The sequence below is a fragment of the Bradyrhizobium sp. NBAIM01 genome (genome assembly GCF_020194115.1).
Taxonomy (GTDB): domain Bacteria; phylum Pseudomonadota; class Alphaproteobacteria; order Rhizobiales; family Xanthobacteraceae; genus Bradyrhizobium; species Bradyrhizobium yuanmingense.
In genome coordinates, this window is record NZ_JADYVU010000010.1 from 41,735 (window position 1) to 57,530 (window position 15,796).

General features: G+C 64.9%; 17 protein-coding genes. 2 read left to right on the top strand and 15 right to left on the bottom strand.

The annotated features are described in order from the left end of the window. Positions 1 to 30: 30 nt before the first annotated feature. Positions 31 to 684, bottom strand: coding sequence for a TetR/AcrR family transcriptional regulator (locus I6F31_RS27105; protein ID WP_225141606.1), 654 nt, complete (start codon positions 682 to 684; stop codon positions 31 to 33). 105 nt (positions 685 to 789) lie between these two features. On the opposite strand from I6F31_RS27105, the gene I6F31_RS27110 reads away from it, so the two are divergent. Then, the gene (locus I6F31_RS27110; protein WP_128263130.1) at positions 790 to 1,410 is read left to right on the top strand and encodes a hypothetical protein; all 621 of its coding nucleotides are present in this window, start codon (positions 790 to 792) and stop codon (positions 1,408 to 1,410) included. Positions 1,411 to 1,636: 226 nt separating this feature from the next. Here I6F31_RS27110 and ilvC read toward each other — a convergent pair whose 3' ends face one another. The 8 genes from ilvC to miaA all read right to left on the bottom strand — a co-directional run bounded on the left by ilvC (position 1,637) and on the right by miaA (position 9,611). After that, positions 1,637 to 2,656: a ketol-acid reductoisomerase gene (gene ilvC, locus I6F31_RS27115; protein ID WP_036006621.1), complete on the bottom strand. Its 1,020-nt coding sequence runs from the start codon at positions 2,654 to 2,656 to the stop codon at positions 1,637 to 1,639. Between the two features lie 133 nt (positions 2,657 to 2,789). Then, positions 2,790 to 3,392: a LysE family translocator gene (locus I6F31_RS27120; protein ID WP_036006650.1), complete on the bottom strand. Its 603-nt coding sequence runs from the start codon at positions 3,390 to 3,392 to the stop codon at positions 2,790 to 2,792. A gap of 8 nt (positions 3,393 to 3,400) precedes the next feature. Next, entirely contained in the window at positions 3,401 to 4,276 is an 876-nt protein-coding gene (locus tag I6F31_RS27125; protein ID WP_225137977.1) for an EamA family transporter, read from the bottom strand. 49 nt (positions 4,277 to 4,325) lie between these two features. Next, positions 4,326 to 5,021: a class I SAM-dependent methyltransferase gene (locus tag I6F31_RS27130; RefSeq protein ID WP_225141605.1), complete on the bottom strand. Its 696-nt coding sequence runs from the start codon at positions 5,019 to 5,021 to the stop codon at positions 4,326 to 4,328. 3 nt (positions 5,022 to 5,024) lie between these two features. Continuing rightward, a complete protein-coding gene (gene ilvN, locus I6F31_RS27135) occupies positions 5,025 to 5,567 on the bottom strand; it encodes an acetolactate synthase small subunit (RefSeq protein WP_018640841.1) in 543 nt (180 codons plus the stop codon). 23 nt (positions 5,568 to 5,590) lie between these two features. Beyond that, a complete protein-coding gene (locus I6F31_RS27140) occupies positions 5,591 to 6,562 on the bottom strand; it encodes a threonine dehydratase (RefSeq protein WP_225141604.1) in 972 nt (323 codons plus the stop codon). A 4-nt stretch (positions 6,563 to 6,566) separates the two neighbouring features. Beyond that, positions 6,567 to 8,342, bottom strand: a complete 1,776-nt coding sequence (locus I6F31_RS27145; RefSeq protein WP_036025002.1) for an acetolactate synthase 3 large subunit — start codon at positions 8,340 to 8,342, stop codon at positions 6,567 to 6,569. A 327-nt stretch (positions 8,343 to 8,669) separates the two neighbouring features. Then, positions 8,670 to 9,611, bottom strand: a complete 942-nt coding sequence (gene miaA / locus I6F31_RS27150) for a tRNA (adenosine(37)-N6)-dimethylallyltransferase MiaA (RefSeq protein WP_225141603.1) — start codon at positions 9,609 to 9,611, stop codon at positions 8,670 to 8,672. Positions 9,612 to 9,622: 11 nt separating this feature from the next. Between miaA and serB the strand changes: the two genes are divergently transcribed. Then, positions 9,623 to 10,528 carry a phosphoserine phosphatase SerB gene (gene serB / locus I6F31_RS27155; protein WP_225141602.1) on the top strand — a complete coding sequence of 302 codons (906 nt, stop codon included), beginning with the start codon at positions 9,623 to 9,625 and terminating at the stop codon, positions 10,526 to 10,528. Positions 10,529 to 10,672: 144 nt separating this feature from the next. Here serB and I6F31_RS27160 read toward each other — a convergent pair whose 3' ends face one another. The 6 genes from I6F31_RS27160 to I6F31_RS27185 form a co-directional block, all read right to left on the bottom strand. Next, a complete protein-coding gene (locus I6F31_RS27160; protein ID WP_225147803.1) occupies positions 10,673 to 12,190 on the bottom strand; it encodes a Do family serine endopeptidase in 1,518 nt (505 codons plus the stop codon). 144 nt (positions 12,191 to 12,334) lie between these two features. Further along, the gene (locus tag I6F31_RS27165) at positions 12,335 to 12,541 is read right to left on the bottom strand and encodes a DUF2065 domain-containing protein (protein ID WP_025038031.1); all 207 of its coding nucleotides are present in this window, start codon (positions 12,539 to 12,541) and stop codon (positions 12,335 to 12,337) included. A 72-nt stretch (positions 12,542 to 12,613) separates the two neighbouring features. Then, positions 12,614 to 13,510: a protease modulator HflC gene (locus I6F31_RS27170; protein WP_036037453.1), complete on the bottom strand. Its 897-nt coding sequence runs from the start codon at positions 13,508 to 13,510 to the stop codon at positions 12,614 to 12,616. Beyond that, complete coding sequence (hflK, locus tag I6F31_RS27175) at positions 13,507 to 14,643, bottom strand: FtsH protease activity modulator HflK (RefSeq protein WP_036024980.1); 1,137 nt, start codon at positions 14,641 to 14,643, stop codon at positions 13,507 to 13,509. Before hflK ends, I6F31_RS27170 begins: the two co-directional genes overlap by 4 nt. A gap of 153 nt (positions 14,644 to 14,796) precedes the next feature. Continuing rightward, complete coding sequence (locus I6F31_RS27180) at positions 14,797 to 15,306, bottom strand: dihydrofolate reductase (protein ID WP_225150308.1); 510 nt, start codon at positions 15,304 to 15,306, stop codon at positions 14,797 to 14,799. Then, positions 15,306 to 15,791: a GNAT family N-acetyltransferase gene (locus I6F31_RS27185; protein ID WP_036006580.1), complete on the bottom strand. Its 486-nt coding sequence runs from the start codon at positions 15,789 to 15,791 to the stop codon at positions 15,306 to 15,308. The genes I6F31_RS27180 and I6F31_RS27185 overlap by 1 nt, the downstream gene beginning before the upstream one ends. Positions 15,792 to 15,796: the final 5 nt, after the last annotated feature.

The window sequence follows — 15,796 nt, forward strand, 5'->3', positions numbered from 1 at the left end:
CCGTACGGCATCGACCAGAGCGCTGGCCCGCTAGGGCTTTGCGATACCTGCGATGAACAGGTCGATCACCCCCTCCGCCATCCGCTCGATCTCGCCCTCCCCGACGCCCCAGCGCGGGAAATGGCCGTCGAGATTCATCCGAGCGAAACCGTAGACGAGGGCGCGCCCGGCGACCTGGATACGCTTGAGGTCGGCCGACCGCAGCAGGCCTTGCTCTGCCGCGTCGACCAGCATCTGCTCCGTTAGCGCGATCAGCTCGGCGTTGTCTCGTGTCAGGTCCGGCGAGCTGCCATGGGCAAAATAGCGCCCGGTCGAGATGATCTCGAAATGCGCGGGATTGCGCATGGCCCAACGCAAATAGGCGAGACCGAAGGCGCGGAAGCGGGCGAGCGGGTCGGCGGCCGGAGCCTCGCGCAGCGCCGCATCGATCTCGGCGCGAAAGCGCCGCTGCGCCTCCTCGGCCGCGGCCGCCATGAGCGCATCGCGGTTGGGAAAGTGTCGGAACGGCGCCCCCGGCGACACCGCGGCCCGGCGCGCGGCCTCCCGCACCGAGACTTCGGCGCCTTCCGCTGCGAGTTGCAGCGCAGCATCGATCAACACGCGGCGGAGGTCGCCGTGATGGTACGGCCGGGCTTCCGTGGCAGGGCGGCGGACACGCGGCTTGGACGGCTGACGAACAGGCATGGATCCTTCTAGCCTCACCCGAACGTGAATGTAAGCAATGATTACACCGTTGACGGCGCATTCACGCCGAATGTAATCGATGATTACATAGAGAGGGAGGTCGCCATGTCCGAACGTCGAAGCTGGCTCGAAGGGTGGCGGCTGCTGGCCGTTCTCTGCGTGAGCCTCGTCGCACTCAGCCTATGGATCGCCTCGATGCGGCAGTTCGAGGTCGAGGGCGTTCGCACGGTGATCCGCTTCACGGCGCGAAGCTCGCTCCTGTTGTTCTGCCTCGCGTTCAGCGCCGCGGCGCTGGCGCGGCTGTGGCCCAATGCCTGGACGCGCTGGCAGAAGCGCAACCGTCGCTATCTGGGCCTCAGCTTCGCGGCCTCCCACGCCATCCACGCGGCGGCGATCATGACGTTTGCCGGGATGGATCCGGCCGGATTTGCCGAGGCCACCTCGGCAGCCTCCTACGTCTTCGGCGGCATCGGCTACGGCTTCATCATCGCAATGGGCGCGACATCGTTCGACCGCACCGCCGCACTGATCGGCCCGCGCGCCTGGCGGGCCCTGCACCTTGTGGGCGGCTATTACCTCTGGCTCCAGTTCATGGTCTCGTTCGGCAAGCGCGTGCCGACGATGCCGCTCTATGCCGCCTTCCTGCTTCCGCTGCTCATCGTGCTGGCGCTGCGCATGATCGCGATGGCCCGCGATCCGCGTGGGCAGACCGTCCCGGCGGGCTGATGCGACGCCGTATTTGGCAGGAGCCGAGCCGCTCAACTGCGCTTCAGGCCGGGGAAAGAATGAGAGAGCGATGTCTCGCCGAGACGAAAAGAGCGAGACCGCTGTTTGCGATCTCGCTCGACCATAGCCGCCAAGGTCCAAGATTTGGCTTGGCGAGCGAAGCTTGAATTTCGCTCGTCATTCCGGGGCGCGCGCTGAGCGCGAACCCGGAATGACGGCGCAGACGTCAGTTCTTGCTCTTGTCGACCAGCGCGCCCTTCTTGATCCAGGGCATCATGTCGCGCAGCTTCGCGCCGACTTCCTCGATCGGGTGCTCGGCGAGCTTGGCGCGGGTCGCCTTGAACGAGGTCTGGTTGACCTTGTTCTCGAGCATCCAGTCGCGGGCGAACTTGCCGCCCTGGATGTCGGCCAGAACCTTGCGCATCTCCTTCTTGGTCTCGTCGGTGATGATGCGCGGGCCGGTGACGTACTCGCCGTACTCGGCGGTGTTGGAGATCGAGTAGTTCATGTTGGCGATGCCGCCTTCATAGATCAGGTCGACGATCAGCTTCACTTCGTGCAGGCACTCGAAATAGGCCATCTCCGGCGCATAGCCGGCTTCGACCAGGGTCTCGTAGCCGCCCTTGATCAGCTCGACCAGGCCACCGCAGAGCACCACCTGCTCGCCGAACAGGTCGGTCTCGCACTCTTCCTTGAACGTGGTCTCGATGATGCCGGCGCGGCCGCCGCCGATGGCGGAGGCGTAGGACAGGCCGAGGTCGTGGGCGTTGCCCGAGACGTCCTTCGCAATTGCGATCAGGCAGGGCACGCCGCCGCCGCGCTGATATTCCGAGCGCACGGTGTGGCCGGGGCCCTTCGGCGCGATCATCAGCACGTCGAGGTCGGCACGCGGATCGAGCAGGTTGAAGTGAACGTTGAGGCCGTGCGCGAACACCAGGGCAGCGCCCTTCTTCATGTTGTCGTGCAGGTGCTCGCGGTAGATGTCGCCCTGGAGCTCGTCCGGGGTCAGCATCATGACGAGGTCGGCCCATTTGGCAGCTTCCGCAACTTCCAGCACCTTGAAGCCGGCGGCTTCCGCCTTCTTCGCCGAAGCCGAACCCTTGCGCAGCGCAATGGCGACTTCCTTTACGCCGGAATCCTTCAGGTTGAGCGCATGGGCGTGACCCTGGCTGCCGTAGCCGACGATGGCGACCTTCTTGCCCTTGATCAGGTTCAGGTCGGCGTCGCGATCGTAATAAACACGCATAGGTCGTTTCCTCGTTCAGGGCCGAAATCGGCCAATGGTCAGTGTCCGAAGGGTGAAATTTGCGGATTTCGGGGGCTGTCTAGAGCATTTTCAGCCCTGAGGGAAACCCGTTTCTGCATGGAAATCCGCGACATCATGCATCCATGAAAACGGGGTAGAGGGAGGCCAGCAGCAGGATCGCCATCAGGATGTTGAAGGCGCGGACCAGCCGCTCGGAAGTCAGAACCGGCCGCAATGCGGTACCGAATAGCGCCCAGACTACCGTCGAGACCGTGCCGACGACGAGGCTGATCACGGTCTGAATGGCGATGTTGAGCGGGAATTGGGCGATCGCCGCATAGGCAGTGATGGTGCCGATCACGATCACCCAACCCTTGGCATTGATCCACTGGAACATGGCCGCGCCCCAGAAGGTCATGGGGCCGCGGCCATTCTCCTCGCCCGGCTTGGCCGGACCGGCCATGGCGATCACAGCGGCGAGATAGATCAGATAGGCGGCACCGGCATATTTCAGGATGGTCTGGAGGATCGGATAGGCCAGGAACACGGAGCCGAGCCCGAGGCCGACCGCGGCGACCATGAAGGCGAAACCGAGCACGATGCCGACGATGTGCGGGATGGTGCGCCGGAAGCCGTAGGTCAGGCCGGAGGACAGCAGCATGATGTTGTTCGGCCCGGGCGTGAAATACATCACGACCATGAAGACGAGGAAGGCGTAGAGCAGCGAGTACGTCATCATCACCCTCACGCAGTCTTCGGTAGAACTTGCGGGCGCTTCGCCAGCACCATCACGGCGATCCCAAAGATCACGGTCAGCATGCCGGCGAGGCGCAGCGGCCCGAACCGTTCGCCGAACACGATGCTGGAGGCCGCCGAGCCCACGAACGGCACCAGCAGTGCGAACGGCACCACTTGTGCAGCCGGATAGTCGCGCAAGAGGCGGCCCCATAGCCAATAGGCGATGCTGGTGGAAATGCCGCCGAGCATCAGCATGCAGAGCGCCGATGTGAGCGACATGTGCGTCAGCGACGTCCAGGTCGGCGCCGGACCGTTGGCGATCAGCGCCAGCACGAACAGCGGCACGGCCGAGGCGAGGCAGAGCCAGGCGAAGAGATCGAACATCGGCACGCCGCGGGCGCCGCGCAGCAACAGATTGCCGATGGCGAAGCTGAGCGGCGAGACCATCAGAACCGCGAAGGCGCCGACGCTGAAATCATAGCCGACGGTGCCGCAGATCATCAAAAGGCCCGCCGCGGCAACGACGATCCCCAGAGTCTGCACCGGCGTCGGCCGCTCACCGAACGCGAGCGCGGCAAAGCCGATCGTGAACAGCGCCTGGCTCTGCACCACGACGGAGGTCAAACCCACCGGCACGCCGTGGGCGATACCATAGGCCTGAGACAGGAACTGGCCGAGGAACAGCGTGAAGCTGATCGCGATCAGCAGTGACCAGGCGACCTTCGGCTTGGAAATGAACAGGCACGGCACCGCGGCGATGGTGAAGCGTAACGCCGTCATCAACTCCGGCGACAGCTCGTCGAGCGCGATCCGGCTCGCCACGAAGGCAAGCCCCCAGATGATCGCCACCATGACGGCGATGAGGATGTCGGCCGGCTTCATTGTTGTTTCCGGTTCTGCTTTGTCTCGCAGCCCTGTTTGTTGTTCTGGTCTAGCCTTGCTCGCCGGCTTTCGGTTTCCGCAGCAGATACGTGCCGTGCATCGGCGCGTGGTAGTCGGCCGCGACCAGGGTGAAGCCGACGTCGGTCAGCATCCGCTCCATCACCCAGCCGAAGGTGGAATATTCATCGCGCATGTGAGTCACCACGCCCTCGCGGGAGAAATCGTGGTTCTTGATCTGGAAGTCGGCCCATTGCTCGACGTCACGCTCGATCGCGTCGGGCATCGATGAGTAAACGATGTCGCGGAGAAAAAATGTCGCCCCGGGCTTGAGCGCGCGAAAAATCCGCGACATCGCCACCGCCTTCCAGAAATCCGGCAGGTGGTGCAGCGTGAACTCGCTGACGATGAGATCGTAGGATTCCGGCCGGTAGGCGAAGCTCAGCAGGCCGGCGGATTGGGTGCGCACAGGCGCCTTGCGGTCGCGGGCGTAGATCTCGGCGAGCGCCAGCATGGCCGGGGAAATGTCGATGGCGTCGACGTCGGCCCCCATCAACGCCGCTTCGGTGGCGAGCACGCCGTTGCCGCAGCCGATATCGGCGATGCGCCAGCCGCGCTGGACCCCGAGCATCTTCAGCGCGGCGCGCGCGCGCAGATCAGCATCGTCATGGTTGTCGTAGATCGAGGCCACAGCGGGCTCGATCCCCATCCGGTTCCGCTCGTTGTAGTACCAGTCGCGCGCCAACATGGCTCACATCCCTTCAGGCCCGCGACCTATCGCGGCAACACCCGTGCGCGACACCTCGACGAGGCCGAGCGGGCGCATCAGATCGATATATTGATTGATCTTGTCCGTATTGCCTGTGATCTCGAACACAAAGCTCTCGGTGGTGGCGTCGATCACACGGGCGCGGAACGCATCCGCCAGCCTGAGCGCCTCGACCCGATGCTCGCCCTGCCCGCGCACCTTGACCATCGCCAACTCGCGCTCGATCGAGCGCTTGGTCTGGGTCATGTCGACGACCTGGTACACCGGGATCATGCGGTCGAGCTGGTTCTTGATCTGCGCGATCACCATCGGCGTGCCCGTGGTGACGATGGTGATCCGCGACAGATGCTTCTGGGCCTCGGTCTCCGAGACCGTGAGGCTCTCGATGTTGTAGCCGCGCCCCGAGAACAGGCCGATGACGCGCGCGAGCACGCCCGGCTCGTTCTGCACGAGCACCGCAAGCGTATGCGTCTCGTTGGGATCGTGACGGTCCTCGATGAAGTAGGCGGATGCGGGCTGGTTCATTGTCGTCCCCTCTTGTCTCTCCGTCACGCCGTCGCCGGCGCGTCCGTCCCGACCCAACGGCGGAACAGATCGAAATCGATATTGCCGCCGGACAGCACGAGACCGACGCGCTTGCCCTTCAGCTTGCTCTTTTCCTGCAGCGCCGCCGCCAGCGCGGCAGCACCGGCGCCTTCGGCGAGATTGTGCGTGTCGGTCCAATAGGCGCGGATCGCGAGCGCGATCTCACCGTCCGTAACCTGGACGATGCGCGAGGCGCCCTTGCAAACAAGCGCAACAGCTTCCGCGTCCGGAAAGCGTGTCGCCACGCCATCGGCCAGCGTGTCACTGGTCTCGGTCGTTACGACCTTGCCGGCCGCGAACGAAAGTGCATATGACGGCGCCTCGGTCGATTGCACACCGATGATCTCCGTCTTCAGGCCCAGCAAGTCGCGCACCAGGATGCAGGCGCTGATACCGGAGCCCTGCCCGATCGGAACGTAGAGCACGTCGAGATCGGGCACCGCGCGGAACAGTTCCAGTGCGTAGGTCGCCACCCCCAGCACGAGGTCAGGGTGGAACGACGGCACCATGTGCAGGCCTTCGAACTGCGCGCGGCGCCCGGCTTCTTCGCGCGCCAGCTGGAAATCGTCGCCGTGCTCGACCAGATCGGCGCCGAACGCGCGCATGGCATGGTTCTTCTCAACCGAATTGCCTTTTGGCACGTAGATCACGGCGGGCACGCCGTGACGCCGCGCCGCGAAAGCAAGACTTTGGCCATGATTGCCGCGGGTGGCCGAGATGATGCCCGGCACGTTCGGCCGCTCTCGCTTCAGCCGATCGAGATAGACCAGGCCGCCACGCACCTTGAAGGCGCCGGTCGGCGTGTGGTTCTCGTGCTTGACCACTACCGCGGTGCCGAGCCGGCGGCTGAGCAACGGCCAAGCATGCGCTGGCGTCGCCGGCACCGCCTGCCCCACGATCGCATGTGCGCGCTCGAGTTCGTTCAGGTCGAACATGGCGTCACACCAACGCCTTGCCGCCGGCGAATGCCTTCGCAGTCGCCTCGTCGTTGGCCTGCTCCGGCAGCAGCATCTCGTTGTGGGCCTTGCCGGAGGGGATCATCGGGAAGCAGTTTTCGAGCGCCGCGACGCGGCAGTCGAACAGCACCGGGCGCTTGACCGAGATCATCTCCTTGATGGCGCCATCGAGATCGGCCGGCTTGTGCACCTGAAGCCCGACGGCGCCGTAGGCCTCCGCGAGCTTGACGAAATCCGGCAGCGCTTCGGAATAGGAATGCGACAACCGGTTGCCGTGCAACAGCTGCTGCCACTGGCGCACCATGCCCATGTACTGGTTGTTCAGGATGAAGATCTTGATCGGCAGCTCGTACTGAACCGCCGTCGACATCTCCTGCATCGTCATCTGCACCGAGGCATCGCCGGCAATGTCGATGACGAGGCTGTCGGGATGGGCCACCTGAACGCCGACCGCGGCCGGCAGGCCGTAGCCCATGGTGCCGAGACCGCCCGAGGTCATCCAGCGATGCGGCTCCTCGAAGCCGTAGAACTGCGCCGCCCACATCTGATGCTGGCCGACCTCGGTCGTGATGTAGGTATCCTTGCCGCGCGTCTGCTCGAACAAGGCCTGGATCGCGTGTTGCGGCAGGATGACGTCGCTGCTCTTCTTGTAATAGAGCGAGTTGCGGGCGCGCCATTGCGCAATCTGCTGCCACCACGACTTGATGTCGGGCTTCTTCGCCTCCGCCTTGAACACCTGGAGGATGTCGCCGAGGACGTTGCCGCAATCGCCGATGATCGGCACGTCGACGCGGATGTTCTTGTTGATCGAGGACGGATCGATGTCGATGTGGATCTTCTTCGAGCCGGGTGAAAACGCATCGACGCGGCCGGTGATGCGGTCGTCGAAGCGCGCGCCGACGCACAGCATGACGTCGCAATCATGCATGGTCATGTTGGCCTCATAGGTGCCGTGCATGCCGAGCATGCCGAGCCAGTTCTTGCCCGACGCCGGATAGGCGCCGAGGCCCATCAGCGTCGAGGTGATCGGGAAGCCGGTGACCTCAACCAGCTCGCGCAACAGGTGGGTCGCCTCGGAGCCGGAATTGATGACGCCGCCGCCGCTGTAGATCACGGGACGCTTGGCGTTCGCGAGCAGCGATACCGCCTTGCGGATCTGCGTCGCATCGCCCTTCACGCGCGGCGCGTAAGAGCGGTGCACGTCGGACTTGCGCGGGGGATGGTAGGTGCCGGTGGCGAACTGCACGTCCTTGGGAACGTCGACCAGCACCGGGCCCGGACGGCCCGAGGTGGCGACGTAGAAGGCCTCATGCAGCACCTTGGCGAGATCGTTGACGTCGCGCACCAGCCAATTGTGCTTGGTGCAGGGACGCGTGATACCGACGGTGTCGCATTCCTGGAACGCGTCGTTGCCGATCAGATGCGTCGGCACCTGGCCGGAGATACAGACCAGCGGAATGGAGTCCATCAGCGCATCCGTCAGCGGCGTCACCATGTTGGTGGCGCCGGGGCCGGAGGTCACGAGCGCAACGCCCGGCTTGCCGGTGGAACGCGCATAGCCCTCGGCGGCATGGCCCGCGCCCTGTTCGTGGCGGACCAGGATGTGCTGGACCTCGCTCTGCTGGAAGATCTCGTCATAGATCGGAAGCACCGCGCCGCCGGGATAGCCGAAAATGTCGGTCACGCCGTGATCGATGAGTGCGCGGACGATCATCGCGGCGCCCGTCATCTGGTTCGGATCGTGGCTCTTGTCGCTCATTGGCTTGCTCCGGATGCGCTGTTGTCAGCGGCTTCGTTCGTGTCGGGTTCGGGAAATAAAAAAGGCCCCGAAGAGGGCCCATGCACACCGCCTGTCATGTGGATGGCAGCTAGCCACCCCCGGCGGTGTGCCTGGGTACGACGGCGATAAGGAGTTTGGTAATAATGTTACGCATGGCGGCGCTCGGCTTCCCAAAGGTTGCGCGAAACATAGCGGCCAAACCTTGGATGTCAAGGCAATGCGGCCGTTCCCGCGCGATTTCGGCAGTGTAGCGGTGTTCCCCGGGTTCGGCGAGAGGTAAATTCGGGAACCCGGCACAAAAGCGCGTCAGTCGGTGCGCCGTTCCGTCGGCACGGCCGCGGCGAGCCATCCGCTCGCTTGCTCCGGCCTCACCCATTCGAAGTCCGGCAGCTGGTGCCGGAACCAGGTGAATTGCCGCTTGGCGTAATGGCGCGTATCGGCGCGGCCAATGCTGGCGGCCTCCTCCAGGCTGAGCTCGCCGCGCAGGTGCCGGATCAAGGATGGCACGCCATGGGCCTTCATGGCCGGCAGCAGCGGATCGAGATGCCTGGCGGCGAGCCGCTCGACCTCCTCGAGCGCGCCGGCGCCCAGCATGGCATCGAAACGGGCATCGATGCGGGCATAGAGCTCGTCACGCTCGGGTGCGAGGAAGACCGCGCGAAATCTGTCCTTGGGCAGCAGCGGTGGCTGTCCCTCCCGCTGCCAATCGAGCAGCGAACGGCCGGTTGCCTCGATCACCTCGAGCGCGCGGGCAATGCGGGTGCGGTCGCGCAGGTTCAATCGCTCGGCCGCGCGCGGATCGCGGACTGCGAGTTCCGCGTGCAGCGCTTCGACGCCGTTCCGTTCCAGCCGCGCGCGCACATCCTCGCGCAGCTCGGCGGGGATCGGCGGCACCGCGGAGAGACCTGTGGTCAGCGCCTTGAAATAGAGCCCGGTGCCGCCAATGATGATCGGCAGCTGTCGCTGCGCCCTCGCCTCGTCGAGCGCCTTCGCCGCATCGCTTACCCAGGCACCGGCCGAGAAATTCACGGCGGCATCGACGTGGCCATAGAGACGATGCGGCGCGAGCGCCTCGTCCGCCGCGGTCGGCCGCGCCGTGATGATGCGGAGGTCACGATAGACCTGCATGGAATCGGCATTGATGACGACGCCGCCGGCGGCACGCGCAAGCTCCAGCGCCAGCGCCGACTTGCCGCTGGCGGTCGGGCCTGCGATAAGCACGGCCTTGCTGGAATACCCCTCGCTCACGAAAACCTCAAATGTCCCTCGTCGCCACGCTGATCTGCAACCCTGACAATCCCGCGCTCGACTCGACCATCGTCGATGGCGCCCGCGCCGTGCTGCCGCAGGCGGCGCCCGCGCACTGGCTGTTCGACAGGGTTGCGGTCGACATCCCCTTCGGCGCGGACAGTAACCTCGAAGGCGACCGCAACGCCATCGAGCAGCGGCTCCGCGAGCTCCGCGGCGATTTGCCCATCGACATCGTCGTGCAGCCTGTCGGCTTCCGGCGCAAGAAGCTTTTTCTCGCCGACATGGACTCCACCATGATCGGCCAGGAATGCATCGACGAGCTCGCCGATTTTGTCGGGGTCAAGGCGCATGTCGCTGCCATCACCGAGCGTGCGATGCGCGGCGAGATCGAGTTCGAGCCGGCGCTGCGCGAGCGCGTCGCGCTGCTCAAGGACCTGCCCGCCAGCGCGGTCGACGAGGTCCTGGCCAAGCGCATCACGCTGACGCCGGGCGGCCGCGAGCTGGTCGCCACCATGCGCGCGAACGGCGCCTATACCTGCCTCGTCTCCGGCGGCTTTACATTGTTCACGCGCGCGGTCGCCGCCAAGATCGGTTTCCAGGAGAACCGCGCCAACGAGCTCGTCGTGCGCGACGGCAAGTTCACCGGCGAAGTGAAGGAGCCGATCCTGGGCCGCGCGGCGAAGCTCGCCACCTTGGTGGACCTGATGGAATCGTTCGATCTCGACGACATCGACTCGGTCGTGGTCGGCGACGGCGCCAACGACCTTGCGATGATCCAGGCCGCGGGTCTGGGTGTCGCCTATCACGCCAAGCCGGCGGTGGCGGCCGCCGCGGCCGCGCGGATCGATCACGGCGATCTCACTGCGCTGCTGTATGCGCAGGGGTATCGGCGGGACGAGTTCGTGGAGGGGTAAAGCCTCCCCTCTCTCTGTCATCGCCCGCGAAGGCGGGCGATCCAGTATTCCAGAGACAGCGAAGCTAGAACCGAGAAGCCGCGGCGTACTGGATGCCCCGCCTTCGCGGGGCATGACAGTTGAATGTGGCGCGAACAGCGCCCACTACTGCACGCTCAGCGCGACGAACCGCAGCTCGCCCTCGCCGTTCGAGACCAGCAGCAGCACCGATTTCTTGCCGTCCTTCTTGAGCTGATCGACCCGCTTCTGGATGTCGGCGCCGCTCGACACCGCCTCCTGCGCCACCTCGACGATGACGTCGCCGGCGGACAGACGCTTATCGGCGGCGTCCGAATTGGTGTCGACATTGGTGACGACCACGCCCTTGACGCTGTCCTTGATCTTGTAGCGCGTGCGCAGATCCTTGCTCAGTGTAGCAAGATCGAGGCCCAGCGCTTTCTGCGTCACCGGCTTCTCCGGCGCCGGCTCGTCGGTCTTCACCGCGGCCTGCACCTTGTCGGGATCCTGGAGGCGGCCGAGCGTGACCTTCTTGATCTCTTCCTTGCCCTTGCGGATGATGACGACGTCGACCTCCTTGCCGACCGCGGTGTCGGCGACGACGCGGGACAGATCCTTCGGGTCCTTGACGTCCTTGCCGTCGAACTTGACGACGACGTCGCCGGGCTCGATGCCGGCGGGCTTGGCCGGGCCCTTGTCGTCGACACCGGCGACCAGCGCGCCCCGCGCGGGCTTGATGTTGAGGCTTTCGGCGATCTCGTCGGTGACGCTCTGGATGCGCACGCCGAGCCAGCCGCGGCGCAGCTCGCCGAACTGGCGGAGCTGGTCGACGACGCCCACCACCGTCTTCGACGGCACGGCAAAGCCGATGCCAATGGAGCCGCCGGACGGCGAGATGATCAGCGTGTTGACGCCGATGACGTCGCCGTCGAGATTGAACAGCGGGCCGCCGGAATTGCCGCGGTTGATGGATGCGTCGGTCTGGATGTAGCTGTCGTACGGCCCGGAGGAGATGTCACGGTTCTTGGCCGAGACGATGCCGGCAGTCACCGTGCCTCCCAGGCTGAAGGGATTGCCGATTGCGACCACCCAGTCGCCGAGGCGCAGCTTGTCGCTGTCGCCGAACTTGACCGCGACCAGCGGCTTCGTCGGCTTGATCCTGAGCACAGCGAGATCGGTCTTCTTGTCGACGCCGACCAGCTCGGCCTTGATCTTGGTGCCGTCGTTGAGGATGACGTGGATCTCGTCGGCGTCCGCAATGACGTGGTTGTTGGTGACGACGACGCCCGCGGTGTCGATGATGAAACCGCTTCCGAGCGAATTGGTCTTGCGCGGCGCGCTGTTCTCGCCGCCCTTGCTGCCGCCGCCGGGCCCTCGGCGGTTCTTGAAGAAATCGTCGAAGAACTCTTCGAAGGGTGAACCGGGCGGCAGCTGCGGCATCGAGTTGCTGCCCCCGCCCTTGGCTTCGACGTTCTGCGAGGTCGAGATGTTGACGACCGCGTCGATCACCTTCTCGGCGACGTCGGCGATGCCATCCGGTCCACGCGCATGGGCCGGCGCGCCGAACGCGCTGCAAGCACCGATGGCGAGCGCAACCAGCCCAAGTCGAACACCAAATCGCGCGCGGCGGCGCGAGCAGGACGGGGCATTGGTGGCAGCGGTCATTGTGATCTCCAGGCGAAAGGGATTCGGCGCCAGACTGCGCTCGAACGGGGGCGCGGCGCAAGCGCGGAGCTTAACGGGCCTCAAGAGCCCGATAATACGGCGAAAACCAGTCTGGCGCCTTCACTTTGGCGTTGGGCCGAAGGCCTAAATCGGGCGCCGCATAACCCAGATCAGGACCAGGCCGGCCACAGCCGAGCCGATCCCGACCGCCCGCAGGATGTTGTCCGGCGTGGCGATGGCGCTTTTCATGGCTTTGCGCATCCAGTTTGGACTGGCCGCGAACATCAAGCCTTCGAGGACGAACAGGATGCCTAGGCCGATGAGGAAGTCGGCGAACGCAATGGACCTCATCGGAATGGAACCTCCCGCTATGCTGTTCTTGTCTGGACGAAGGGCGGCGAAATCCGCCGCCCTTCGTCTGGCTTACGGCTTCGCCTGCGTCTCGGTAGGCGTCCTGCCGGAGGGGCTACCGAAGTACCGGAAGAAATCCGACTCCGGCCGGAGCAGGAAGCGGGTATCGTTCGCACGCAACCCGTTCTCATAGGCCGTCATCGACCGGTAGAAGGCGAAGAAGTCGGCGTCCTTGCCGTAGGCTTCTGCAAACAGGCGGTTGCGTTCGGCATCGCCCGCACCACGGGTCTGCTCAGCCTGCGAATTGGCCTCAGCGATGATGACGGTCGCCTCGCGGTCGGCCCTGGACCTGATCTCCTGGGCCTTCTGCCCACCCTGTGCCCGGAACTCGGCGGCCTCGCGCTCACGCTCGGTCTTCATGCGCAGGTAGACCGCCTGGCTGTTCTGCTCCGGCAGGTCGGCGCGGCGGATCCGGACGTCGACGACCTGAATGCCGTAGCCATCGGCCTCGCGGTCGAGCTGGTCGCGAATGCGCAGCATCAGCTTCTCGCGGTCGTCGCGCACCACGTTGATGAAGGTCACCTCGCCGAGCACGCGGCGCAGCGCCGCGTTCAGGAGCGTGGTGAGCTGGATGTTGGCGGCCTGGATCGAGCCGACGCTCTGATAGAAGCGCAGTGCGTCCTTGATGCGGTAGCGCGCGAAGGCGTCGACCACGAGCCGCTTCTGGTCGGAGGCGATCGCCTCCTGCGACGGGTTCTCCAGATCGAGAATCCGCTTGTCGATGTTGATCACCGAGTTCCAGGGCGCCTTGAAGTGCAGGCCGGGCGCGGTGACGACGTCGACCGGCCTGCCGAACTGGAGCACGATCGTCTGCTCGGTCTGCTGCACGGTAAACAACGACATATAGCCGACGATCACGACGAACAGGAGGGCGAGCAGCGTGACAAAACCTGTGACTGGAGACTTCATCGGGTGCCTCCGCTCGACTGCGGACCAGTCGTAGGTGTCCGCTTTGGCGCCAGTTCGGGAAGCGGCAGATAGGGCACGACGCCCTGGCCCGAGGGGCCACCATCATAGACGAGCTTGTCAGCCCCGCCGAGCACGCGCTCCATCGTCTCCAGGTAAATCCGTTCACGCGTCACGTCGGGCGCCTTCTTGTATTCCTCGTAAACCTTCAGGAACCGCGCGCTCTGGCCCTTGGCCTCGGCGACAGCCTGTTCCCTGTAACCTTCGGCATCCTGCTGGATCTTGGCCGCGCGTCCACGCGCCTGGGGGACAACCTGGTTGGCATAGGTCTGCGCTTCGTTCTGCAGCTGCTCCTGATTGGCGCGGGCCGCCTGGACGTCGCGGAAGGCGTCGATCACCTGCGCGGGCGGATCGACCTTCTGCATCTGCACCTGGGTGATCTGAATGCCTGCACCATAGCTGTCCAAAGTCCTCTGGATCAGCTCGTGCACGTTCTGCTCTGTGACGTTGCGCGCTCCGGTTAGGATCGGCTGGATCTGAGACCGGCCGATCACCTCGCGCATCGCACTCTCGGCGACCGCCTTCACGGTACCCTCGGGGTTCTGGATGTTGAAGAGGAAATCACCGACACCGTCCGGCTTGATGCGCCAGAGCACGGTGAAATCAACGTCGACGATGTTCTCGTCGCCGGTCAGCATCAGGCTCTCTTCCGGCACGTCCCGAATGGAGCGGCCGCGCCGCGCCGGATCCTCGATCACCGTCATGCCGATCGAGGTGGTGTTGACGCGCAGCGCCTTCGGCAGCAGCACGGTCTCGATCGGATAAGGCAGATGATAGTTCAGACCCGGCTGCACGGTGCGGACGTGCTTGCCGAAACGCATCACCACGCCGAGCTCTTCGGACTGCACGCGGAAGAAGCCCGACAGCAGCCAGAATGCGACGATCAGCAGGATGATCAGCGTGATGCCGATGCCGGAGAAATAACCGCCCGGCATGATCTGTTGGAGGCGGTCCTGGCCGCGCCGCAGAAGGTCTTCCAGATCCGGCGGCCTCGGCCCGACCGGTTGCGGGCCTGAGCCCCACGGTCCCTTTGGACCCGAGCCCCACGGGCCACCGCCCTGATTCTTCCACGGCATTCGACGTTCTCCTCGGCAGGGTGGAATTGCCACCGCCCGCTTTGTCCGGTCCGGCTTTATAGGGGACAGGCAAGTCCCTTACAACGCAGCCCTGACCGTCTTCCGAGCTATGCTCGGGCACGAAAAAGTCAATGTAAACATTGGCAAAAGCGGTTAATGGCCGCGCCGCCGACGATATGTCACATAGGACAGGTCGGCGCTGTCGTCGGGGCCGGCCGGATGGCGGATGCGTTCGACCTCGTTCCATTCCGCCTTGTCGATGTCGAAACGCGTGTCCCCTTCGGGGCGCGCGTGCACTTCGGTGATCTCGAGACGATCGGCACGACCGAGCCATTGCCGGTAGATCTCGGCGCCGCCGATCACCGCGATCTCAGTGATCGAACGCCGCAGAGCGTCGCCGCGCGCGACTGCCTCCGCATCCGCTGGCGATGTCGTGACGATGGCGCCATTGGCGCGATAGGCCGGATCGCGCGTGACCACGATGTTGGTGCGGCCCGGCAGCGGCCGGCGCAGGGTCTCGAAGGTCTTGCGGCCCATGATCACAGGCTTGCCGATCGTCAGCGCCTTGAAGCGCGCCATATCGGACTTCAATCGCCACGGCATCGCATTGCCCGCGCCGATGACGCCATTCTCCGCGATGGCGACGACGAAGACGATCTCCATCAGGCAGAGCTCCCGGCAAGCTGGGTCAGCGCAGGCCCGGTGACCCGGCACAGCGTCCAGTCGTCCATCATGACCGCGCCGATCGATTTGTAGAACGCGATCGAGGGTGCGTTCCAGTCGAGGACCGCCCATTGCAGGCGCGACCAGCCGCTGTCGACGCATTCCCTGGCGAGATAGGCCAGCAGCGCCTTGCCGAGGCCCTTGCCCCGATGCGACGGCCGCACATAGAGATCTTCGAGATAGATGCCGTGACGGCCGCTGAAGGTGGAGAAATTGAGAAACCACACCGCGAAGCCGACCGGCTCACGGTTCCACTCCGCGATCGCGCAATAGAGCTGCGGCCTCTCGCCGAACAGCGCGTCGGCGATGTCAGCCTCGGTCGCTTCGACCTCGTGCGACAGCTTTTCGTACTCGGCGAGCTCGCGGATGAAGGAGAGAACGAGCCCGGCTTCCTCGGGCCGTGCACGGCGGATGGTGAGCGACATAGGGC